Annotated in this window: 6 protein-coding genes; 2 read left to right on the plus strand and 4 right to left on the minus strand. The window is 67.2% G+C overall.

The window, feature by feature from the left end; all coding sequences use genetic code 11:
* Together ACRDPN_RS04320 and ACRDPN_RS04325 are read left to right on the plus strand one after the other, a co-directional pair.
* A partial coding sequence (locus ACRDPN_RS04320) for a class I SAM-dependent methyltransferase (protein ID WP_431446114.1) occupies window positions 1-573 on the plus strand: 573 nt, incomplete at its 5' end.
* 187 nt (window positions 574-760) lie between these two features.
* On the plus strand, window positions 761-1,708 hold the full coding sequence (locus tag ACRDPN_RS04325) for a hypothetical protein (protein ID WP_431446115.1): 948 nt from the start codon (window positions 761-763) through the stop codon (window positions 1,706-1,708).
* A gap of 49 nt (window positions 1,709-1,757) precedes the next feature.
* Here the strand turns inward: ACRDPN_RS04325 and rplQ are convergent, their stop codons facing one another.
* The 4 genes from rplQ to rpsK all read right to left on the minus strand — a co-directional run.
* A complete protein-coding gene (gene rplQ, locus ACRDPN_RS04330) occupies window positions 1,758-2,321 on the minus strand; it encodes a 50S ribosomal protein L17 (RefSeq protein WP_431446117.1) in 564 nt (187 codons plus the stop codon).
* Between the two features lie 49 nt (window positions 2,322-2,370).
* Entirely contained in the window at window positions 2,371-3,381 is a 1,011-nt protein-coding gene (locus ACRDPN_RS04335) for a DNA-directed RNA polymerase subunit alpha (protein WP_431446118.1), read from the minus strand.
* Window positions 3,382-3,455: 74 nt separating this feature from the next.
* Entirely contained in the window at window positions 3,456-4,064 is a 609-nt protein-coding gene (rpsD, locus tag ACRDPN_RS04340; RefSeq protein WP_431446120.1) for a 30S ribosomal protein S4, read from the minus strand.
* 2 nt (window positions 4,065-4,066) lie between these two features.
* Window positions 4,067-4,149 (minus strand): 30S ribosomal protein S11 (gene rpsK / locus ACRDPN_RS04345; protein ID WP_431446121.1); only part of this gene is annotated, 83 nt, incomplete at its 5' end.

Raw genomic sequence — 4,149 nt, forward strand, 5'->3', positions numbered from 1 at the left:
CGACCGAGCGCGGAGGACCGCCGACGCCGCATCCGCATCTCCGCCTGGGGTCATCGCCTCGAGCTTGCCACGTCCAGTGGCGTCTTCGCCGGCGAGGGGCTCGACAAGGCGACAGACGTCCTTCTGAGGCACACCAAACCGCCCGAGCCCGGGTCGACGGTCCTCGATCTCGGCTGCGGCTGGGGTCCGATCGCCTGCGCGATCGCCATCACGTCGGAGGACAGCACCGTCTGGGCCACCGACGTCAACGAGCGCGCCGTCGAGCTCACCCGGTCGAACGCGGAACAGCTGGGGGTTCCCGTCCTCGCCGTGGCGCCGGACGCCGTGCCCGACGACGTCCGGTTCGACGCCATCTGGTCGAATCCGCCGATCCGGATCGGCAAGTCCGCCCTGCACGACCTCCTGGTGCACTGGCTGGGGCGCCTGACGCCGGACGGTCGTGCGTACCTCGTCGTCGGCCGGAACCTCGGCTCGGACTCCCTGCAGCGTTGGCTGACGGAGCAGGGGTGGCCCACGTATCGGATCGCCTCCGAGCAGGGATTCCGCGTGCTGGAGGCCCGGCGAGGTGCATGACGGTCGAACCGCCGTCGAGCGATTCGTACGTGACGTGCTGCCGATCGTTCCCGGCGGCCCTCATCAGGTGGCCGTGTCTCAGGGGCATACAGCCCTGATTCGTCGTGCCGCGAGTGCCCGCGGGCTATCGACCAAGACGGTCGGAGACGCGATCTATCTCTACGACGGGCGTGTCCCCGTGGGCGGCGTGAAGAAGGAGACGAGCACCCTTAACAGCCCCGAGGCCATCTCCATCTGCCGGTCCAAGCAGCTGACCAAGGAGATGCTCAGGGCAGCGGGTCTGCCGACCCCGGATGGCATCGTGCTGCGTCAAGATCAGTTCGACGAGGCTCTCGCCCACGTGCAGGCGGTCGGCCGTCCTTCGGTCCTCAAGCCGTTGTCGCAGGGGCGCGGTGAAGGCGTGGTCTGCGGAATCGCGACGGAGGACGACCTCAGAGCGGCCTGGGAGACCGCCGGGCGAGCCGCCAGGAGGGCTCCGGAGCTCCTCCTGGAGGAGCAGATCGAGGGTATCGACATCCGGGTGTCCGTAGTCGGACGACGTGTCGTCGCCGTGGCCACGCGCCTCCCTTCTCACGTCGTCGGTGACGGGCGGCGCAGCATCGCCGAGCTGGTCGAGCTGAAGCAGCGACGTCGAGACCAGCACGCCTACCTGGCCAAGTCGCCTCTGACCGTGGAGCGCGCGCTGCTGGCCCGGGCCGGACGGGCCCTCCACGATGTTCCGGTTGCCAACGAGGTGGTCGTGCTCAACGGCCCGTCCAACGTGGGCACCGGCGGGGAGAACGTGGACGTCACCGGGCTCGTCCACGCCGACCTGCTGAACCTCGCGGTCGACGCCAGCCGAGCGATCCCGGGTCTGCGCAACACCGGGGTGGACCTGATGGCACAGGACCTCGACACCGTCGACGGCGCCGTGATCCTGGAGGCCAACTTCTGCCCTGACATCAGGGTGCACCACCACCCTGCCTACGGGAGACCACGGGACATCGCCGGAGCGATCGTCGATGAGATGCTCGCGTCGGCGGGTGCCCCGGCCCGGTGGCCATCTCGACGGAGGGCGCGGCACGTCAGAGTCGTCCGTCGCCTTGCACGAGCGGCTCGGCGACGACTCTCCGCAGACCGCCGACTGCAGGAATGACGACGACCCCGCTCCCATCAAGGGTCACGGGGCCGTCATCGGATGAGCGTTACTTGTCGGCGTCGTCCTCTGCCTCGGTCTCGACCGCCTCGGCAGCCGGGGTCTCCGCCACTTCGTCGGTCTCCACCTTGGCCACGTCGGCCTCGGCTACGGCTTCCTCAGGGGCTTCAGGGGCCTCGTCCTCGACCGGTGCGGCAGCAGTGGCCTTGGGCGCCTTCTTCGGCTTCTTCGGCGCCTGGTTCTGCGCGGCGAACTCCTTGGCCTCGACGATCTCGATGACGGCCATGGGGGCGTTGTCGCCCTTGCGCGGACCGATCTTCGTGATGCGCGTGTAGCCACCCGGTCGGGTCGCCATGGCCGGACCGATCTCGGTGAACAGCGTGTGCAGGACGTCGTAGTCACGGATGACCTTGACGACGTGGCGGCGGTTGGCCACCGTGTCGATCTTGGCCTTCGTGATGAGCTGCTCCGCGTACGGACGCAGGCGACGCGCCTTGGCCTCCGTGGTGGTGATGCGGCCGTGCTCGAACAGAGCCTGCGCCAGGTTGGCGAGGATCAGACGCTGGTGCGCGGGGCTTCCGCCGAAGCGCGCTCCCTTGGTGGGCGTGGGCATGTTCTCTCCAGATTCAGCGAGACGGGTGGTCGAGCCGCAATGCGGCAGGTCAGTACTGCTCGTCCTCGGCGAAGCTGGCATCCTCGTCGTAGGCGTCGATGACGGCAGCCGGGTCGAATCCGGCCGGGCTGTCCTTGAGCGCGAGGCCCATCTCGGCGAGCTTGGCCTTCACCTCGTCGATGGACTTGGAGCCGAAGTTGCGGATGTCGAGCAGGTCCTGCTCCGAACGCGTGATGAGCTCACCCACGGAGTGGATGCCCTCACGCTTGAGGCAGTTGTACGAGCGGACCGTGAAGTTGAGGTCCTCGATCGGCAGTGCGAGGTCGGCGGCGAGCTGCTCGTCGACCGGCGACGGGCCGATGTCGATGCCCTCGGCCTCGACGTTGAGCTCACGGGCCAGACCGAACAGCTCGACCAGGGTCGAACCGGCCGACGCGATGGCGTCGCGCGGCAGCATCGACTTCTTGGTCTCGACGTCGACGACGAGCTTGTCGAAGTCGGTGCGCTGCTCGACACGGGTTGCCTCGACCTTGTAGGTCACCTTGAGGACCGGGGAGTAGATGGAGTCGACGGGCATGCGTCCGATCTCCTCCTCACCGGTCTTGTTCTGCGTGGCCGAGACGTAGCCGCGGCCGCGCTCGACGACGAGCTCGATCTCGAGGGTGCCCTTCTCGTTGAGGGTGGCGACGTGCAGATCCGGGTTGTGCACCTCGACGCCGGCCGGCGGCTCGATGTCAGCCGCGGTGGCCACACCGGTGCCGGTCTTGCGCAGGTACATGACGACCGGCTCGTCGTTCTCGGAGGAGACCACGAGGTCCTTGAGGTTCAGGATGATCTCAGTGACGTCCTCGGTGACACCGGGGACGGTCGAGAACTCGTGGAGGACACCGTCGATCTTGATCGAGGTGACGGCAGCACCCGGGATCGACGACAGCAAAGTGCGACGAATCGAGTTGCCGAGGGTGTAGCCGAATCCGGGCTCGAGAGGCTCGATGACGAACCGCGAACGGAACTCGTCGACGACCTCTTCGGAGAGGACGGGGCGCTGGGCGATCAGCATGATTTCTTCCTTTCCGGACCGACCACTATTTGAAGGCCCGGGTTGATGGTGCGCAGTGTTGACTTCTTGGGGAGCTAGATCTTGGAGTAGAACTCCACGATCAGCTGCTCCTGGATCGGAACGGTGATCTGCTCACGGACGGGATTCTGGTGCACGAGGATGCGTCCGCGATCGGGCGAGACGTCGAGCCAACCGGGCACGGTGTCCCGGTCGTGGGTCTCGCGGGCGACGATGAACGGGGTTGACTCCAACGACTTGGGCTTGACGTCGATGATGTCGTGCTTGCTGACCTGGAACGACGGGATGTCCGTCTTGACGCCGTTGACCAGGAAGTGCCCGTGGCTCACGAGCTGCCGCGCGTGCCGACGCGTGCGGGCCAGGCCCGCGCGATAGACGACGTTGTCGAGACGGCTCTCGAGCAGCGAGAGCAGATTGTCGCCGGTCTTGCCGGGCTTGCGGTGCGCGGCCTCGTAGTACCTGCGGAACTGCTTCTCGAGCACGCCGTAGGTGTAGCGAGCCTTCTGTTTCTCCTGCAGCTGCGTGCGGTACTCGGACTCCTTGACGCGGGCGCGCCCGTGCATGCCGGGCGGGTAGGGACGACGCTCGAAGGCGGCGTCTCCACCGACGAGGTCGACGCCGAAACGACGCGACTTCTTGGTGAGGGGGCCGGTGTAACGAGCCATGTTCAGAGCCTCCGGTGCTTGGGTGGGCGGCAGCCGTTGTGCGGGCTGGGGGTCACGTCGGAGATGGTGCCGACCTCGAGGCCGA

The sequence above is a fragment of the Aeromicrobium sp. genome (genome assembly GCF_050700635.1).
In the GTDB taxonomy this organism is placed as follows: domain Bacteria; phylum Actinomycetota; class Actinomycetes; order Propionibacteriales; family Nocardioidaceae; genus Aeromicrobium.